This window comes from Leeuwenhoekiella sp. MAR_2009_132 (assembly GCF_000687915.1).
Taxonomy (GTDB): Bacteria; Bacteroidota; Bacteroidia; order Flavobacteriales; family Flavobacteriaceae; genus Leeuwenhoekiella.
In genome coordinates this window covers 267636-286494 of sequence record NZ_JHZY01000004.1, presented here as the reverse complement: position 1 = coordinate 286494, position 18859 = coordinate 267636, and the positions used below count along the sequence as shown (strand labels likewise).

Here is an 18859-nt window from a genome sequence, read left to right as displayed (position 1 = left end):
ATACGAGTTACGTAAAGTTACAATTAGCGGGATAAGATTCTGATCTGATGTTAACCGTACTTGATACTATTTTAATAGAATAAGACAAAACAAGTTCCTCAAATGGAGAGAATAGTATCAAAAAAGAAAAATTTATTATATTAGAAATAATAATAAACTTATGTTGAGGATATTGAAATTGTCATATAATAAAAAGTTTACATAGATTTTAAAGTAGACTCTCTAACGATGAGTTCGGTCTGTATGGAGATAGTCTCAGATTTTATCGATTCTTCTTCATCTTCTATTAAGCGAATAGAAAGTTTGGCAGCTTCTACACCCATCTCAAAAGCGCGGTCATTTACAGTTGTAATATGCGGTTCTATAACACGAGAAATCGGGTAGTTACTAAAGCCTACAATTGCTGTTTCATCTGGAATTTTTACGCCTGCTTTCATAAATACCTGTAAGACGCTTACCGCTGTATAATCATTAGCACAAAAGATACCGTCTGGTAAAACAGGTAGTTCTAAAAATTTATTGGCCTGTATTACGCCTTCTTCATAACTCAGATTATGAGTAAGGCCAACCATATTGGGCTCGTGTGGGATTTTATGTTTTTTTAAAGCAGCTTTATAGCCTTCATAACGTGCTTTAAAAATTGCAGTAGACTGGTTACCGGCAATATGGGCAATGCGTTTACAGCCTTTATGTATAAGATGTTCGGTAGCGGTAAATGATGACTCAAAGTCATTAATCACTACGCTGTTTACATCCATATTATAAGGAACACGGTCATAGAATACCAACGGGATCCCTAATTTTTTAAATTTTTTAAAATGATCGTACTTATCGGTTTCTATGGCGAGACAGACAATAATGCCTTCTACCATTTTATTTTGAAGAATCTTTGTAATCTCCTGTTCCCGCTTCATTAAATCTTTAGACTGAAAGATGGTTACATTATAACCTGCTTTATACGCATAATCTTCAATCCCACTAATTACCAAAGAGTGGAAGTAGATATCAATACGCGGAACAATGATCCCTATAGACTGGGTTTTCTTTTTTCTAAAACTAGAAGCAATAGAGTTGGGCGTGAAGCCTAATTCTTCAGCTTTTTGTTGGACCAATTTTGTGGTGGCTTCACTAATGCCAGGATGATTACCCATTGCTCTAGAAATTGTAGATGCAGATAGGTTTAATTCTCTGGCTAAATCTTTTAATGTCGTTCTTGATTTTTTCATATATAAACAACAAACGTTTGCGTAAAGATATTAAAAGTTTTATTAAATCGATTTATTTATAATAGTCAAATTAACCATTAAAAATATATTTTATTGAGATATTATCAGTAAAAATAACTATTCAGTGATTTTTGTGTCATAATGTTTCTTAAATTTATTATGCAAACGTTTGCATAATAAATTACTTAATTCTACATTTGAGACAATCAATTGCTTTAGAATAGTCTAATCGATCAACGAATTTTAAATTATGAGCAAAAAAAACAACAGGCATCCGGTAGGATTTAAAAGAAGTGTCAACTCTCTTTTGCGGCAAGTTGCAACCGCAGTACTCTTCTTTTTAATATCTGTCTTATCGTATGGTCAGGATGCAACAGTTTCTGGTACGGTAACAAATGCAAGTACAGGCGAACCGCTTATAGGGGTGAATGTAATCCTAAAAGGAACATCCAAAGGAGTTTCTACAGATCTTGATGGGAACTACAGTATCTCAAATGTAACTTCAGATGCGGTTTTAAGCTTTTCATTTTTGGGTTTTGAAAATAAAGAGGTTTCTGTAAGCGCACAGATCGCTATTAATATAACACTAACGCCAGTTGCTAATGAACTTGATGAGTTAGTTATTGTGGGTTATGGTAAAAAGAAAAAACGAAATTTAACCGGTTCGATTGCTTCGGTAGGTAGTGAGGAGATTGAACAAACCAATCAGCAGGATGCGGTTTCTATTTTACAAGGTAGAGCAGCTGGTGTGCAGGTAACGTCAAACTCTGGTGCTCCCGGTGGTGCAATGACTATTAGAGTGCGTGGAAATTCTTCATTAAACTCTGGTAATGACCCGCTATATGTTGTAGATGGTGTGCCTATTGAGTCTAACAGTTTGTCATCGCTGAATGGTTCAGAAAATTTTGGATTAAATCCATTGGCAGATATTAATCCCGGAGACATAGAATCTATCGAGGTTTTAAAAGATGCTGCATCAACCGCAATATATGGATCTCGTGCCGCAAATGGAGTGGTGATGATTACAACAAAAAGAGGTAAGGAAGGTAAAGCACAGATTAATTTAACCGTATTTACAGGTGTTAGTGAGATTACGCGTAAGCTTAGTGTTTTAAATGCGAGTCAGTACCGAGAAGTAATTCTGGATTCTTACCGTAATATGGATAATCCTGTTGAACCTATTTTTGCAGTTTTAGATTCGTTAAGTCCCAGAAATAATGGTGATGTAGACTGGCAGGAAGAATTACTGCGTGTTGCGCCACAATACAAAATAGACCTTTCGGTACGTGGTGGTTCAGAAAATGTAAAATACTCATGGAGTTCGTCATTCCTTAATCAGGATGGTGTGATTTTAAACAACAATTATAAACGGGTTACTTCCCGGTTAAATGTTGATTTTAATGCTTCAAATAAACTGAAATTTGGTCAAAGTATCTCATATACTAACGCGATCAATAATAGAATAAATGCCGGTGGATCGGGTAACTTAAGTGTTGTACGTGAATTATTAATTCGTCCGCCAACTTATTCAATGTACTTGCCAGACGGTTCTTTAAATGGATATCAATTTGGGAAAAGAAATCCGGTAGGTCTTGCTGAGTTAGCAACACATTTAAATAAGACAAACCGTATAATAGGTAATGAGTATGCCGAATATCAATTTACAGATGCTCTAAAATTAAGAAGTAATGTAAATCTTGATTTTGTATCTATGAAAGAAGATGAATTTATTCCTTCTAGCTTAGATTATAGACCGGGCTATAATACCGGTGCTGTGCGCTCATTAACCAATTTAACTTGGGGTAATGAGACCTATTTAACGTATGATAAGCAAGTAAATGAGGTACACAATATTTCCGGACTTTTAGGTTTTAGTTTCCAAAACTGGAAATATGAACAAACCGGTCTTGACGGAATGTTTTTCCCTAGTGATAATATTAGAACTCTTAATGGTGCAGGTACAATCTCTGGACAAGAAGTAAACATTAGTACAGAGCACTCTATGCTTTCTTACTTTGGACGTTTGTCTTATGATTATAAAGGAAAATATTTAGCAGAAGTAAATCTTAGAGCAGATGGTTCCTCACGTTTTGGAGCAGATAACCGATTTGGTTATTTCCCATCAGCATCTGTAGGATGGCGTTTTTCTGATGAAGAGTTTCTAAAAGACAATACGGTTATTAATGATGCTAAATTTCGCTTTAGCGCAGGTCAAACCGGTAACGAGGCGATAGGAAATTATACCTCACAGGGTGAATTTGCAGTGGGTGTAAATTACTTAGATTACTCGGGAGCAGCTCCTACAGTAATGCCTAATGCTGGTTTAACATGGGAAACTACCACACAATATGACGCTGGTTTAGATTTATCACTGTGGAATAACAGAGTGAGTTTAACTACAGATTATTATGTAAAACTTACTGAAGATTTGCTTTACAATGTGCCAATTCCAAGAACGACTGGTTTTTCATTTATAACCCAAAACATAGGGAGTATAGAAAACAAAGGTTTTGAATTTACTTTAACGACACGTAATCTGGTAGGCGACTTTAAGTGGGATACCAACTTCAATATTAGTTCAAACAGCAATCAGGTTAAAGATTTACCGGATGAACTGTTAACCAACGGGTATATCCAAAACGGAAACTACCACATTTTAAGAGAAGGCTTGCCAATTGGGACATTCTACGGGTATAAATTTAATGGAGTTTACTCAAGAGATGAGGACAATGTGAATGGTATTACTAACGGATCTCAAGGAGCAGTTTTCAAAGGAGGAGATCCTATCTGGGAAGATGTAAATGGTGATAATATTATAGATGCAGACGATAGACAAATAATAGGTGATGCAACTCCAGATTTCTTTGGTGGAATCACAAATAACCTGTCTTATAAGAATTTTAGCTTAAGTGTTTTCTTTCAGTTTTCTTATGGTAATGATATTTATAGTGAGATTAATCACCAGCGTAACTCAGTAGTACGTTATAATAATCTTTCTACAGATGCATTAGATAGATGGAGAGAGCAGGGTGATGTTACAGATTTTCCAAGACCATTGCGTGATGATCCTTTAGAAAGCGACAGTCGTATTCAAAGTCGTTGGGTAGAAGATGGATCTTATATCAAATTAAAGAATGTAAACCTGAGCTACAGTTTTCCTGAAAAGCTAATTGGTCGTTTTGGTCTTTCAAAATTAGATGCTTATGTAACCGGGACTAATCTTATTACCTGGACAAAATATACAGGTTTTGATCCTGATGTAAACTCATACAGTGGTTTGCGTGCAGGAGTAGATGAGGGGTCGTATCCGCAGAGTCGTACGATTATTCTAGGATTGAATTTTGGATTTTAAGAGGTAAAAATTAAAGACATGGAAAAATTACAGAAATTACTAGTAGCCCTTATTTTGTTGAGTACCCTATCGTGCTCTCAGGATATTTTAGATAAAGAACCATTAAGCAGTTTTTCTGCACAAGGCTTTTATAAAACCACAAGTGATGCTCAGGCAGGTGTATATGGTATTTATGAGTCTCTGCAATCTAACTACCGCATCAATTTTGCATATTGGGGCGAGGGTAGAGCAGATGCTGTTGAGACCAATCACTCAGGAGATCCTTTATTACTAAAGCAGAATTCTTTAAATAAAACCATGAGTTCTGCACAGTGGAACTCTTTATACCAAACGATAAGTCGAGCAAACTACGCAATTAAGTATGTGCCGGAAGTTTCAGAAAGTGAATTTGGTATGCGATTAGTAGGAGAAGCGAGAGCTTTAAGAGCCTTGTCCTATTTCTATGCAGTACGCATCTGGGGTGATGTTCCTTTAATTACAGAACCTTATGAAAGTGTAGAACAAGAGCTTTTTGTAGAACGTACAGATAAAGAACTTGTACTTGACCAGATTGTAGAAGATCTAAAATTTGCTGCAGAAAATTGCAATACAAATTTTGGCGGTGAGCGCGATCGTGTTCTTATAACTCAGGGCGGTGCAAATGCACTATTGACTCAGGTATATATGTGGCGTAAAGACTATCAAAACGCAAGCAGCACAGCAGATTTAGTTTTAGACAACAGTTTGTATTCATTAGTGAGTATGGCCGACTGGTCTAAAATTTTTACTACAGGTTATTCTAACGAAAGTATTTTTGAAGTAGGCTATAATGATGTGCAGACAAATGCATTACGTGTATTGTATGCTTTAGGATCTGATAGTGATTATTTACCCAGTCAAAAATTTAGAAATTCATTTGAAGACGGGGATTTAAGACAAACAAAAATTTATGACACTACAGCTGCAGAGCCTCGTAAAATATGGAAGTATTTTGGCGAAGGATTTAATGATGAGAGTCCGGACCCTTCATCTAATAATATTGTTTTAGTACGTCTTGCAGATATTATGTTATTAAAGGCTGAAGCTCTAAATGAATTGGGACAAACAACTGATGCACTAGACCTGTTAAATGTAATAAGAAATCGCGCAGGTCTTGAAAATCTTGATGAGGCTGGAGCAATTGCTGCATACGGAGATGTACAAGCTGCAATACTTCACGAGCGCGCTATAGAACTTTCTTATGAAGGTCACCGCTGGTTTGACCTGGTAAGAACCGGTAAAGCGATACAGGTTATGCAGCCTATAAGTGGCTTAAGTGACGAGGCAAACCTGGTATGGCCTATACACGAAGATGCTTTAAATAGAAACCCTAATCTTGATCAGAACTCTTTTTACCAGTAGTAAGACGAGACAGTTAGTCAATGTTTAATTAATAAAATTAAAGTGATGAAGAATATTAAAACTAGTTATTTTTTGCTAATTGGGGTTCTTATAAGTCTGGTAACCAGTTGCGAAATACAAGAAAATTTTGAGTATCAAAACTCGGGTTCTACAGGAAACTTAGGTGTTTCTGCCTGGGAATATATTCAGTCTAGCGATTCACTGGTTTTGCTTGAAGCAGCAATATCGCGCGTTGGGCTAGAATCTATTTATATGGATATGGAAGCCAAAACATTTATAGCGCCTACCAATGCTGCTTTTGAACAATACCTAGCGGCAAATTCGTATGCAAGTCTAGAAGATGTGCCAGAGCCTATTTTAAGAAATACTCTGCGTTATCATATAGTAAATGATGTTGTATTGTTTACAGACCCTGAGCTTGCAGATAGCAATAATCCTATTGCTTATAGTACAGTAAACGGTCAAATTATGTATTTGTCTCATAATACAAATTATCAGGGACAGGTAAATGAAGGAACCAGTAAACAGTGGACTATTGTTACTTCTAATTTGGTTCCTACCAATGGGGCGATGCATATTGTTTCTTCTATTGTATATTTTTCTGCGCCTGCAAGTAATTTAAATATCCCAGATCCTTCTGTAAAAACGGATACGATTTATCCTAAGCATGACAGCTATATCAATGGAGGTTCTAGCTCTGGTGTAAACTATGGTAGAGATATAATTATGAAAGTGAAAAATGTTACGGGTAATGGTGACTTTGATCGTAAGGCATATATGATGTTTGACCTAAATGAGTTTGATACGGAAGGGGTAATTACAGATGTACGTCTGGACATGGCAGTGAAGTTTACCGCTGCAAAAGGAGTAAGTATGAATCTGTTTGCGGTGAGTGATACTTTATGGAATGAGTCGAGTTTGACATTTGATAATGCAACACTACCTACCGAAGATCCTATAGCTAGTTTAACAACTACTAAAATAACCACTTTTGCTTTTGACGTAACCGATTTTTTTAACAGCCTTGACAAACGTCAAAGTGTTTCTTTCGTACTAGACGGAGAAGCAGGAACCGATGAGACCGATGAGTTTGCTACTAAAGAAAATACAACTTTAAGTGCACCTATGCTTATTGCAACCATAGCTTCAGGTAATAATGTACTTGATTTAATTACCAACACAGGGTTTACCGTTACTAGCGGGGAAACCTATGTATTGAGTGATGAAGTTCTTGAAGTATCGGGTGCAGCTGCTGCAGATATCATTTTTACATTAGAAGAAATTCCGCAAAATGGATGGTTAATACGTGGTGCAGATATTCTTAAAGCGGGTGATCGTCTTACCCAACAGGATGTAAATTCTAAGAATTTAGTGTATATAAGTAACGGGACAGGTACAGAAGATGCTATAGTATTATCTGCTAGAGACCGTGCAGGATCAAGTTTGGAGAGCTTTAGTATTGATATTACAGTTCAATAAAAAACAGCACAAGATGAATTTTAATTTTCTAAATAAAAATACCACAGCCAGTTGTGTACTGGTTGCATTTTTACTGCTGTTCAGTTCTTGTGCAAACTCTCAGGATAATGAAGAACTACCTATTGTAAACTCAACCCGGGTTATAAATTTCTCGGGTTATGAGTGGGTTGTTCGTACCAGTGATGAAGGTAAAGAAGGTCCCGGGCCTAATTACTTTTCAGATTCCGAAGAAAATGTTTGGGTAGATGAGGAGGGCAGATTGCATCTTAAAGTCGTTGAACGCAACGGAAATTGGTACTGTTCCGGGGTTATTTTGCGACAATCTTATGGATTTAAAAAGTATATTTTTTACGTGTCTAGCCGGGTAGATAATTTGGATCAAAATATTGTAGGTGGTTTGTTTACCCATATCACTGATGATCAAGAAATAGATATCGAGTTTTCAAGATGGTCTGATCCCGAAAATCAAAATTCGCAGTTTGCGGTTCAGCCTTCTTTTAAAGCCGGAAACAAAGTACGTTACGATCTTAATCTCGACGACAACCTATCTACTCATTTTTTTGATTGGAAACCTGAAAGTATCGAGTTTGCCAGTTATAAAGGGCATACACGTACTCCAGAAGCAGATGCAATTGTAAATACGTGGACGTATACAGGAGAAGATGTGCCACCACATACAGACGAAAGGTTAAAAATAAATCTGTGGCTCTTTAGAGGAGCAAGTCCTGCAAATGGTACCGGAGGCGAAATGATTATTGATCGCGTCGAAATTTATTAGGTCAAAAAAAATTCAATTAAACATATACGATAGGAGAAAAGGCTTTGCAGTCAGTTTGTTGATTGCTAGCTGGTTTATGAGCTCTTATCGGCAAAAAATAAAATTAAATGTTAGAATCTCACGAAGCTATAAATGTCCTTTCAACAGGTGAGTTAGCTGGTATTGCAGCCGGTAAGACAATAGAAAGTTGCATTAATAAATTGCAAAAAACTCAGGACAGTATACGCATAGTATTTGCGGCTGCACCTTCTCAGGATTCTATGTTAGCGTACCTATCAAATTCTAAAACTATACATTGGGATAAAGTTGTTGCGTTTAATATGGATGAGTATATAGGCTTACCTGCGGGGGCTCCACAGTCTTTTGCAAACTATCTTGAGGAGAATTTATTTTCTAAAATTTCGCTTAAATCGAAATATACCATAAACCCCAATCTAGATATTGATGAGGAATTAATACGGTATTCTAAATTAATAAGCGAAGCGCCTATAGATATTGTCTGTTTAGGTATAGGTGAAAATGGTCATATTGCATTTAATGATCCGCCGGTAGCAGATTTTAATGATCCGCACATTATAAAAACTGTAATTTTAGATAAACCATGTCGTACGCAGCAAGTAAACGATGGTTGTTTTGAAGCACTTGATGAGGTGCCAAAAAAAGCATTAACGCTTACAATACCTACTCTTCTAAGCGGTAAAAATTTGTTTTGTGTAGTACTGGGAGCTAAAAAAAGTGAGGCGGTTAAAAATACATTTGCTGGTGCAGTTACTACCGCTTGTCCTGCATCTATTCTTACAACGCATAACAATTGCAAGTTTTTCTTTGACGAAGCAGCATTTAAAGAAGCAGCTAAGCTTGAAGTAAAGATTCTAAACGACTAATTTGATACTATCTATGAGATTCAATTTTTTATACAAAGCAATATTTAGCGTTTGCATAATATTAGTAAGCTCATGTGGTGTTATTGCTCAAAAACAGGAAACCGATTTTAAGGTAAAAGGCTTTCATCTAGATTTACGTATTCAGGTAATGACGCCAGCTGCATTAAAAGATTTTGCAGACCAACTAGCTGAATTTGGGATGAACACGCTAGTGATGGAGTATGAGGCAACATATCCTTTTAAAAAACACGCAACCATTACTAATGAGTATTCATACACCCGCGAAGAAGTAGAAGAGTTCATTGCCTATTGCAATTCGTTAGGAATTGAAGTGGTGCCCCTACAGCAAAGTTTAGGACATTTAGAATATATTTTACGTAATCCAAGATACAGCGAGTTAAAAGAAGATCGTATAGATATCTCTCAGGTTTGTCCTATGAAAATAGTTGAAAGTAAACAATTGTTTACTGAACTGTTTACAGATATGGCAGATATGCATGACTCTGAATACATTCACATAGGCGGTGATGAAACCCGACTCTTAGGACATTGCGAACTCTGTAAAGCACGAGTTGAAGAAGTAGGCACCTCTAAGCTGTTTGTAGATTATATGTCTATGATTACACAAATCGTGGTAGACCTGGGTAAAAAGCCGGTAATGTGGGCAGACATAATTCTTAAACATCCGGAGGCAGCTCAGGAATTACCCAAAGAAACCATTTTTGTTGACTGGAATTACGGTTGGAAAATTAATCACTTTGGTGATATACCCGCTTTACAAGAAAAAGGTTTTTCATTTTGGGGATCTCCCGCAATACGCAGTCATCCGGATAACTGGTATGTAACCGACTGGAAAACACATTTTAAAAATCAAAGAGATTTTATACCCTATTCTCGTGACGCGGGTTATGAAGGTATGGTGATGACCTCGTGGTCTACAAGTGGGGTTTACGGGTTTACTTGGGATGTAGATTATAGTGTGGTAGATATGGTACAGCTTAGAAATACCTATCCGCTTTCTGGGTTTAGAATTCTCATTGCAAGCTATGCCGAAGCTCTAAAAACTAAAGACACGCTAGATACTAAAAAGTTTATAGAAAGCTATGCTAAAACCCGTTTTGGACTAGCTACCAAAGATATCCAGCGATTTGTTACGTTCTTAGACAGCAAACCCGAATTGATTGTAAATGGAACACCTAAAGAAAGTGAGAGTATAGCTGCAATGATTGATTATTTAGGGGCTATACGTGATGAATTGGCTCTTGTAAATGTAAATAATAATAAAGATGAATTTGCTCATTTTAAACTTATGGCAGATTTAAGAATTTATTACTTAAACTTTAAACAAGTAGAAGCTGCCTATAATTCTGTAGACTATACAAGTGATCAGGCACCGCAACTGTTAAAACAATTAGATAGTTTGTTAGCAGAAGCTAAAATATTAAACACCAGATTCTATAATTTGAATAAAGGGTTTTTATATGATGCAGAATTAGAAGATCAAAATGCATTACGCCTACAACAAGTAGAAGTGTTGTATGATCGTTTATCAAAACTGAAATAAAAAATAAATAATAAACAGACCCTCTTACATGGAATTATTAGACTGGATTGTATTGTCACTTTATTTTGTAATGCTATTATCTATAGGGTTATGGGCGTATTTTCGGGTTAAAAATTCTGAAGACTTTTATACAGCCGGTGGTAAATTACCCTGGTGGTTGTCGGGTATTTCACATCACGTATCGGGGTATAGCGGGGCAGTTTTTGTTGCTTATGCCGGTATCGCTTATACCCACGGATTTACCTTGTATGTATGGTGGGCTTTTACCGTAGGTATTGCAACTATGATTGCTGCGTATCATATTGCACCCAGATGGTCTAGATTACGTATTTATGCAGGTGTTCAATCACCCACCGAATATTTATTAATGCGCTATAATCTTACCACGCAGCAACTTATTGCATGGGCAGGTGCAATTATTAAAGTCTTTGATACAGGAGGTAAACTTGCAGCAATTGCGGTGCTTTTAAATGTATTTAGTGGAACTTCCATCACCTTTGGTATCCTGCTAGTGGGTACCATCTCACTGGTTTACATAACCATTGGCGGACTTTGGGCCGATGTATGGAATGATTTTGGACAATTTGTAGTACAACTGCTTGCCGGCTTAACGATGTTTGTAATGATTATCATCAAACTTGACGAAGGTTTTGTAGGCATATTTAATATGTGGGATCGGCTTCCGGAAGGAAACTCAGATTTTTTTAACGATCCGTATACCTTATCGTTTGCTTTTGTAATGCTGGTCATTAATTTCTTTAGTTATAGCGGAGGAACCTGGAATCTTGCTACACGATTTATATCCTCATCATCAGGAAAAACGGCTAAAAAAGCAGCAATTTTATCCTCTTGTCTTTACTTTATATGGCCGCTTATTTTACTCTATCCTATGTTTGCTGCGCCTTTATTTTTTGAAAATCTTTCAGACCCCACATTGTCTTATGGCAAGATGGTTTTAGATTTTCTTCCACAAGGACTGGTAGGATTAGTATTGGCTTCATTATTTGCAAATACACTCTCAATGACGGCTTCAGACTCTAATACGGTTTCGGCAGTAATAAGTAGAGATATTTTACCCAATCTTTTTCCGAAGATTAAAAACTACTCAAACAAGCAACTGCTCAAACTCGCTCGTATTACAACCTTAAGTTTTACCATACTTACCATTGTTACCGCTTTAAATGCAGGGGTTTTTGGCGGTGTTTTTGGATTGATTATTTCTTGGTTTGCTGCTCTATTAGGACCTATTGCAATCCCAATGATTTTAGGTCTATTACCTGTTTTTAGAAAAAGTGACGGGCGAGTAGCGATCATATCTATTGTAGGTGGTCTATGTTTTTTTATTGCACTCAAATTTTTCCCGGTAGATTCATTTGCGTTAGAAGTGGGTGGTCCTACGTTTGTATCGCTCATTCTTTACATTGTTCTGGGATTCTTAAATAAACGGGAAGTCCCCGCACGTGTTAATCAATTACATCTTAATCTGGATAATAATCATTAAAGCCACCATAAGATGACAAGCATTATAAAAGGTATTCACTATAAAACGGAGCAACCTGTTGCGTTAGAAATCAATGCTGGTTTAATCAAAACAAGTACTACGGGTAACGGGGTTAATCCCAATCAATTTATTGCACCAGGTTTAGTAGACTTACAAATAAATGGGTTTAAAGGTATCGATTTTAATGAACCGGTTTTAACCGAGGAGCAAGTTCTCGCAATTACTCAGGCTTTGTTTGAGGAAGGAGTAACCCGTTATTTTCCCACATTGATAACCAATAGTGATGCAGCTATAAGTAACACACTCAACGTATTGTTAAATAGCTGCTCGCAAAATAAACATATAAATGAGAGTATTGCAGGGATACATCTCGAAGGCCCGTTTTTATCATCAGAAGATGGTCCTCGTGGTGCGCATCCTTTAAAATATATACAAAACCCAGATTGGGATCTTTTTTGCAAATGGCAGGAAATTGCTCAAGGCAAAATAAAAATCATAACCCTTGCACCCGAATTACCGGGAGCTATAGCATTTATAAAACACTGTGTAGCGGCAGGTGTGATCGTAGCAATAGGGCATACAGCTGCAAATTCTGAGCAAATACGTGAGGCCGTAGCTGCGGGAGCACGATTTTCTACCCATTTGGGCAATGCTTCACATTTGGTTTTACCAAGGCATGATAATTACATTTGGGAGCAACTCGCTTCAGAAGAGTTGTGGGCGACCTTAATTGCAGATGGTTTTCACTTACCCCAAGCTTTGCTTAATGTGTTTTTAAAAGTGAAAAAAAACAAGAGTATTCTGGTAAGTGACGCTACAAAATTTGCCGGTTTAAAACCGGGATCGTACCAAAGTCATATAGGTAGTGCTGTTGAGCTTGATGCCAGCGGCAAACTTTTTATGAGTGGAAGTCCTAAAATGCTTGCCGGTTCTGCTCGCTCCTTATTAGACTGTGTAGATTATTTAATAAGTACCAGACTAGACAGTACAGCAAACATCCTCGATAGGGCATCATTGCGTCCTAACGAACTGTTGGGAGACACAAGACGTTGTGGTATAAAAGAAGGAAATATCGCAGATCTTATTGTTTTTGAAAGAGATGCCGGCACAACAAAAATTATACAAACTATCAAATCGGGAGAAGTTGTTTATTCTCTTTAAATCGAATTGAATTATGAAAATACAATCCAACCTCAGTAGTAATAAATTGCCTTTTGCAATTTTTATTTTCTGTTTTACACTCTTTACTACGCATTTCGCGAAAGCACAAAAACAGGTGCAAATTATACCGCAACCCACAAGTGTAACTTATGGTAATGGGGCTTTTAAACTAAGTGACAAGGTCACCATTACTGCAGCAGACGGACTTGAAAATGAAGTGCAGTTTCTTTCAGCTTTGCTTAAAAAAGGATTTGCTAAAACTCCAATAGTAGCAAATAAAAAGAACGGAATTCATTTAAAACTGGATGCAAATTTAAGTGGAGAATTAGGCGAAGAGGGATACAAGTTGCGCGTAGAACGAAAAAAACTTTCTATTACGGGAGCTACTGCAGCGGGTGTTTATTATGGTATTGAGTCATTGAGACAGCTGCTTCCCGTAGATTTTGAATTTGATAAAACCTTTGATTCGATAAAAATTCCAGTTGTAGAAATTACAGATACTCCGCGCTTTCCTTGGCGTGCCTTTATGCTTGATGAGTCGAGACATTTTAAAGGAAAAGAAGCCGTAAAAACTATTTTAGATCAAATGGCGATGCTTAAAATGAATACTTTTCATTGGCATTTAACAGACGATCAGGGTTGGAGAATTGAGATTAAAAAATATCCAAAATTAACCGAGATAGGTTCTAAGCGAAAAGATACCCAGCTGAGTAGAAAAAGCGAGGAGCGTGTAGGAGAACCGCATGAAGGATTTTACACGCAAAGCGAAATTAAAGAGATTTTGGCATACGCCGAAACTAAGCATATTACGGTTGTTCCTGAGATTGAGATGCCGGGTCATGCCACAGCTGCAATTGCTGCATACCCCTGGTTGAGCTCAATGGGCGTACCGCAGGAAGTATCGGTAACCTTCGGAAAATTAGATGATTCTTTTAATGTTGCAGATCCTAAAGTGATCACATTTTTAACCGACGTGTTGGATGAGGTAATTAAGTTATTTCCGGGAAAAGTTATTCATATAGGTGGTGATGAGGTCAATTTCAAACCGTGGGAAGATTCTAAAGTAGCGCAAGACTTTATGCGTAAAAATGATCTGGAAACTCCTATAGACTTACAGATTTATTTTACCAATCAGATATCAAATTATATAGATAGTACCGGAAAAAGAATGATGGGGTGGAATGAGATTATGGGTACAGATATTCACGAAGATGATGGTGAAACCGCTGCCGAAGCAAAACAAAAACTGGCAGAATCTGCTATTGTACATTTCTGGAAAGGAGATTTAAAACTTATCAATGAAGCAGTTGAGCAAGGCTATGATGTGGTAAATTCTAATCACTGGGATACATATCTAGATTATACCTATGAGCGTACACCTTTATCAAAGTCCTATGCATTCAATCCGGTTCCTGAAGGATTAAATACGCAATACCATTCTAAAATTTTAGGTACAGGAGCTCAGATGTGGAGCGAGTGGATTCCTACTGTTGCCAGTATGGAACAACAGGTTTTTCCACGACTGGCAGCCTATGCAGAAGTAGGTTGGACTGCTTTGGAAAACAAAGATTTTGAACGATTTGAAAATACTATGCAACAGATTAAGCAACGCTGGAAATTAATGGGAATTAATTTCTATGAAGAAAATTAAAAAGGATTACCCAAGCATTCAACTACAGTATAAAACGTCACAAGAACACAACTATGCAAACAAGCGTTAAGAATTCGACACTTATAAATTATGAACCGGCGGGTAAATTTGAAGAGACCCGTTTTGAAAAAATCCACAACATCAGCTTTTCGCGATCTGGTGAGGCTTCGGTTATCGTAGCACACGAGATAGCAGATTTAATTCGTAGTAAAGCAGCTGCGGGAGCACAGTGTGTGTTAGGTTTAGCAACCGGTTCATCGCCTATTAATGTGTATGCTGAGTTGGTACGTATGCATAAGGAAGAGGGTTTAAGTTTTAAAAACGTAGTAACCTTCAATCTTGATGAATACTGGCCTATGGATAAGTCTGATGTACAGAGTTATCATTATTTTATGCACGAGCATTTATTCAATCATATAGACATTCCTGCAGAAAATGTAAATATCCCTGATGGCACAATTGCTCAGGAAGCGATTAAACCCTATTGCATTGGTTATGAAGCTAAAATAAAAGCCGCTGGTGGATTAGATTTTCAACTTTTGGGCATAGGTAGAACGGGTCACGTAGGTTTTAATGAGCCGGGCTCGCATTTTAATTCGGGTACCCGAATGATTACTTTAGATTATTTAACCCGTGCAGATGCTGCAGGTTCATTTAGAGGTATTTCTAATGTTCCTAAAAAAGCCATCACGATGGGAATCAATACGGTGCTTAATGCAAACCGTATTGTGCTCTTGGGTTGGGGACAAAATAAAGCAGAGATTTTAAAAGAAACTATAGAAGGAGAAATCTCTTCTACGGTTCCTGCAACGTATTTGCAGGAACACGATAACACCACGTTTGTACTGGACGACGCCGCAGCTTCAGAACTTACCCGAGTAAAAACACCGTGGCTGGTAGGTACCTGTGATTGGACTAAAGAACTCACTGCAAAGGCTGTTTTTTGGCTTTGCCAAAAAACAAACAAAACAATATTAAGTCTTACCGATAAAGATTACAACGACCATGGTATGTCAGACTTACTGGCGTTACAGGGCTCTGCATACAACCTGAACATAGAGATGTTCAACAAGTTGCAACATACGATTACCGGCTGGCCGGGAGGTAAACCGGGAGCAGACGATACTAACCGTCCTGAGCGTGCTACCCCAGCCAAAAAACGAATAATAATTTTTAGTCCGCATCCTGATGATGATGTAATCTCTATGGGAGGCACTTTTGACCGTCTGGTAGAACAGGGTCACGAAGTGCATATCGCTTATCAAACCAGTGGAAATATTGCAGTAAGCGATACCGAAGCCTTGAAATTTGCTGAAGTAGCCGCACAATTGGGTAATAACGATTGTGAGCGTTTCAGTAAAATTGCAGAGCAAATTAAAAACAAGCAGCGTAATGAAGTAGATCCTCTAGAAGTACGCCAGTTAAAAGGCTTAATCAGGCGTTGTGAATCTCTGGGAGCTACACGATTTGAAGGCGTTGCAGACGAGCAGGTGCACTTTTTAAACCTTCCGTTTTACGAGACAGGAAGTATTAAGAAAAACCCGATGTCGCAGCAGGATGTTGCTGTGGTAAACGAGCTTATTTCTACAGTAAAACCGCATCAGATTTATGCTGCGGGCGATCTCGCCGATCCCCACGGAACCCACAAAGTCTGTCTTGATATTATTTTTGAATCCCTCGAGCAGCTCAAAAAAGAAGCGTATATGAGCGATTGCTGGGTGTGGTTGTACCGCGGTGCGTGGCACGAGTTTGAAATGCACGAGATTGAAATGGCCGTACCTATGAGTCCAGACCAGGTGCTTAAAAAACGACAGGCAATTTTTTACCACCAGTCTCAAAAAGACGGAGTAATGTTTCAGGGAGAAGATTTACGCGAATTTTGGGTACGTGCAGAAGACCGAAACAAAGAAACGGCTCAGAAATACAGAGATTTAGGACTGGCACAATATGCCGCAATGGAAGCTTTTATGCGCTATCATTTCTAAAAAGAATACTGAAAATAGCATCAGTTAAAGAATCTAAAATAGTAATAACAATACCAATAATAATAGATAGTATGGTAGCTCTAGAAACGCTTGATTATGCCATTATCATCAGCTTTTTTGCAATCACTTTAATCATAGGATTACTGGTCGCAAAAAAATCAGGTAAGAGCTCTTCAGAATATTTTTTATCGGGTAGAAATATGCCGTGGTGGCTACTGGGAATCTCGATGGTTGCCACGACGTTTTCTACAGATACGCCTAATCTGGTTACTGATATTGTGCGTAATCAGGGAGTAAGTGGTAACTGGGTATGGTGGGCTTTTCTAATCACCGGTTTGCTTACCGTGTTTGTATATGCTAAGCTATGGCGTAAATCTGGGGTAAATACAGATATTGAATTTTACGAATTGCGTTATGGTGGCAAACCTGCAAAGTTTTTACGCGGATTTAGAGCTATTTATTTAGGCGTTATTTTTAATGTTTTGGCGATGAGTGCTGTGACTTTGGCGGCGATAAAAATCGGTCAAATTATGTTAGGGTTGAGTCCGTTAGAAACTATAGGCTATGCAGGATTGGTAACGGTTATTTTTAGTACCATTGGCGGATTTAAAGGAGTGGTCTATACCGATTTTATTCTCTTTTTTGCCGCTATGGCAGGAGGAATAGGAGCTGCGTATTACTGTGTGAATCTACCAGAAGTTGGCGGTATGAGCGGACTGATGACACATCCTGAAGTAATAGATAAACTAGCTATTCTGCCAGACTTTAGCGATACAAGTTTAGTAGTTACCTTACTTATTATTCCGCTTGCGGTGCAGTGGTGGAGCGCGTGGTATCCCGGGGCAGAACCCGGTGGCGGTGGGTATATCGCTCAGCGTATGCTGGCTGCAAAAGATGAAAATCACGCAATAGGCGCTACCTTTTTCTTCAACGCTTTGCATTATGCATTACGCCCGTGGCCATGGATTTTAGTAGCCTTAGCTTCTCTAGTTGTATATCCTGATATTGCCAGTATTCACGAGGCATTTCCCAACATTGTAGAAAGTAAACTGGGAGATGATTTGGCCTATTCGGCGATGCTAACTAAGTTACCAACCGGTCTTTTAGGTTTGGTAATGGCTTCGCTAATTGCAGCATATATGTCTACCATATCAACGCATTTAAACTGGGGGTCATCCTACGTGGTAAACGATTTTTATGCCCGCTATGTTAAGAAAGAAGCCTCTCAAAAAGAACTGGTAAATGTAGGTCGAATTTCTACCGTAATGTTGATGGTAGTGAGTTCGGCATTGGCACTGGTGCTTACTAACGCGTATCAGTTATTCAATATAATTTTGATGTTTGGAGCGGGTACCGGACTTATATTTATCCTGCGTTGGTTCTGGTGGAGAATCAATGCGTGGAGTGAAATCTCGGCAATGTTCTCTTCCGGAGTAATTTCAATACTATTTAATTTTAGTCCGTTAGGCTTGTTGTTATTTGGTACTACCCAAGAAGATGGGATGCTTCCAAACTGGTCAACCTATCCGTTGATTGTATTGTTAACGACCGTAGTGTGGGTTGCAGTTACCTTTTTAACCAAACCCGAAAAAGACAAAACCTTATTTGATTTCTACAAGCAAACGCAACCCGGTGGACCGGGCTGGCAACGCATTATCCAGCGAGCCAGTAAAGAAGGAAATAATTTAATTACCAATACCCAAAAGTGGTCTGTGCCAGCAGGAATACTAGCCACTTTAGTAGGTTGCGTTACTATATATGGTGCACTGTTTAGCACCGGCTACTGGATATACGGGTACTTTACTCAAGCCACGATTTTAACAGCACTCACGCTTATTTCAACCTTAGTTCTGGTAAAACTATGGAAGCGCATAAAAACGCGAGTTTTTTAGAATAAA

Annotated in this window: 12 protein-coding genes; 11 read left to right on the top strand and 1 reads right to left on the bottom strand. The window is 37.9% G+C overall.

Features of this window, described 5'->3' with window-relative positions; genetic code table 11:
• Positions 1-197: 197 nt before the first annotated feature.
• On the bottom strand, positions 198-1226 hold the full coding sequence (locus P164_RS09640; protein WP_028376184.1) for a LacI family DNA-binding transcriptional regulator: 1029 nt from the start codon (positions 1224-1226) through the stop codon (positions 198-200).
• A gap of 250 nt (positions 1227-1476) precedes the next feature.
• On the opposite strand from P164_RS09640, the gene P164_RS09635 reads away from it, so the two are divergent.
• The 11 genes from P164_RS09635 (at position 1477) to P164_RS09585 (ending at position 18853) form a co-directional block, all read left to right on the top strand.
• The gene (locus P164_RS09635) at positions 1477-4578 is read left to right on the top strand and encodes a SusC/RagA family TonB-linked outer membrane protein (RefSeq protein WP_028376183.1); all 3102 of its coding nucleotides are present in this window, start codon (positions 1477-1479) and stop codon (positions 4576-4578) included.
• 18 nt (positions 4579-4596) lie between these two features.
• A complete protein-coding gene (locus tag P164_RS09630) occupies positions 4597-5958 on the top strand; it encodes a RagB/SusD family nutrient uptake outer membrane protein (RefSeq protein WP_028376182.1) in 1362 nt (453 codons plus the stop codon).
• Between the two features lie 45 nt (positions 5959-6003).
• Positions 6004-7437 carry a DNRLRE domain-containing protein gene (locus tag P164_RS09625; RefSeq protein WP_081817359.1) on the top strand — a complete coding sequence of 478 codons (1434 nt, stop codon included), beginning with the start codon at positions 6004-6006 and terminating at the stop codon, positions 7435-7437.
• Positions 7438-7450: 13 nt separating this feature from the next.
• Positions 7451-8215 (top strand): glycoside hydrolase family 16 protein, encoded by a 765-nt coding sequence (locus P164_RS09620; RefSeq protein ID WP_028376180.1) that lies wholly within the window; start codon positions 7451-7453, stop codon positions 8213-8215.
• A 107-nt stretch (positions 8216-8322) separates the two neighbouring features.
• Positions 8323-9099: a glucosamine-6-phosphate deaminase gene (locus P164_RS09615; RefSeq protein ID WP_028376179.1), complete on the top strand. Its 777-nt coding sequence runs from the start codon at positions 8323-8325 to the stop codon at positions 9097-9099.
• 13 nt (positions 9100-9112) lie between these two features.
• Positions 9113-10663, top strand: a complete 1551-nt coding sequence (locus P164_RS09610) for a family 20 glycosylhydrolase (protein WP_081817358.1) — start codon at positions 9113-9115, stop codon at positions 10661-10663.
• Between the two features lie 28 nt (positions 10664-10691).
• Complete coding sequence (locus P164_RS09605) at positions 10692-12164, top strand: sodium:solute symporter family protein (protein ID WP_028376177.1); 1473 nt, start codon at positions 10692-10694, stop codon at positions 12162-12164.
• A gap of 12 nt (positions 12165-12176) precedes the next feature.
• Entirely contained in the window at positions 12177-13325 is a 1149-nt protein-coding gene (locus P164_RS09600) for an N-acetylglucosamine-6-phosphate deacetylase (protein WP_028376176.1), read from the top strand.
• A 13-nt stretch (positions 13326-13338) separates the two neighbouring features.
• On the top strand, positions 13339-14976 hold the full coding sequence (locus P164_RS09595; protein ID WP_081817357.1) for a beta-N-acetylhexosaminidase: 1638 nt from the start codon (positions 13339-13341) through the stop codon (positions 14974-14976).
• A 53-nt stretch (positions 14977-15029) separates the two neighbouring features.
• Complete coding sequence (gene nagB / locus P164_RS09590) at positions 15030-16961, top strand: glucosamine-6-phosphate deaminase (RefSeq protein ID WP_028376174.1); 1932 nt, start codon at positions 15030-15032, stop codon at positions 16959-16961.
• Between the two features lie 71 nt (positions 16962-17032).
• The gene (locus P164_RS09585) at positions 17033-18853 is read left to right on the top strand and encodes a sodium:solute symporter family protein (protein WP_028376173.1); all 1821 of its coding nucleotides are present in this window, start codon (positions 17033-17035) and stop codon (positions 18851-18853) included.
• The last annotated feature ends 6 nt before the right edge of the window (positions 18854-18859 follow it).